1 protein-coding gene is annotated in these 1,565 nt (G+C 43.2%); it reads left to right on the forward strand.

The genetic code is table 11. The features are described from left to right. The first annotated feature begins 83 nt into the window (after positions 1-83). Positions 84-1,535, forward strand: a complete 1,452-nt coding sequence (locus GC093_RS07700) for an IS1182 family transposase (RefSeq protein ID WP_171651294.1) — start codon at positions 84-86, stop codon at positions 1,533-1,535. Positions 1,536-1,565 lie beyond the last annotated feature (30 nt).

Consider the following 1,565-nt stretch of genomic DNA (forward strand, 5'->3'; position numbering starts at 1 on the left):
AGGTGTAGTTTTCTCAAAAAATTGAGGGAACTACATCTTTTTTCTTGTATACTTTTAGGTATCATGGGAAAAAGGTGAGCCGAGTGATCCAAAAACAGCAGACTTTGGTGTTAAGTCCTTATACCGAACTCTATAACTTGATAGTGCCCAAAGATAATATGCTTCGACAAATTAATGAACTCGTGGATTTTTCATTCATATACGAAGAACTTCAGGTCAATTACTGCCTCGATAACGGTCGTAATGCCATCGATCCAATCCGGATGTTTAAATACTTGATGCTGAAGGCTATATTCGATTTGTCCGATGTCGACATTGTTGAACGTTCTCGTTATGACATGTCATTCAAATATTTTTTGGGAATGGCCCCGGAAGACCCTGTTATGGATTCAAGTTCCTTGACCAAATTTCGAAAACTTCGTTTAAAAGACATGAATTTGCTGGATTTGCTGATTGAGAAAACCGTGCAACTTGCCATCGAAAAGGGAATTCTCAAGAGTAAGGCTATTATTGTCGATGCCACCCACACCAAAGCGCGCTACAACCAAAAGTCTCCCCAAGAAATCTTGCAGGATCGAGCACGTAAGGTGCGTAAAGCTCTCTATATGATAGACGACAACGTAAGAGGCAAACTTCCAGCTAAAAATACCAATGCCGATTTGAAAGATGAGCTTAGCTATTGCCAAAAGCTCATCCATACCGTAGAAAATGAGCTCGGCATCCCGTTCGTCCCCAAACTTCAGGAGCCCCTCAACTTGTTGAAGGAAACCGTTCAAGATGACGTGGAGCAAATGCGTATTTCGGAAGATCCAGATGCGCGGATCGGACACAAAAGTGCGGATTCTTCGTTTTTTGGGTACAAGACACATCTAGCCATGACGGAGGAACGCATCATTACAGCAGCCATCGTAACAACAGGTGAAAAGAACGACGGCAAACAGTTGCAAACACTGATTGAAAAAAGTAAAGCTGCAGGCATGGAAGTCCGAACGGTGATCGGCGATATGGCGTACTCGGAAAAGGAAAATCTCATCTACAGCAAGACAAACCATATTGATTTAGTATCCAAACTAAACCCAGTGGTTACTCAAGGAAACCGAAAAAAAGAAGACGAGTTTGAGTTCAACAAAGACGCAGGTATGTATGTGTGTAAAGCCGGTCATTTAGCGACGCGGAAAGCGCGGCAAGGGAAAAAAGGCGTCGGCAAGAACCAGGTGACGACATATTATTTTGATGTGTCGAAGTGCAAACGTTGTCCTCTTCGGGAAGGTTGCTACAAGGAAGGATCCAAAACGAAGAGTTACTCCGTCAGCATAAAGTCTGACGAACATTCCGAGCAAATGGCCTTTCAAGAAAGTGAAGGTTTCAAAGCACAGGCTAAGGAACGATACAAAATTGAAGCTAAAAACAGTGAACTGAAGCACAGACACGGATACGATGTAGCCACATCCTCGGGTCTATTAGGTATGGAACTGCAGGGGGCAATGGCGATTTTCGCTGTGAATCTAAAACGAATTCTGAAACTGAACGACTAAAAACCATGACCTAACAGGGCGTTACAGAGG

Origin of the sequence: Paenibacillus foliorum (assembly GCF_013141765.1) — a bacterium.
GTDB lineage: Bacteria > Bacillota > Bacilli > Paenibacillales > NBRC-103111 > Paenibacillus_S > Paenibacillus_S foliorum.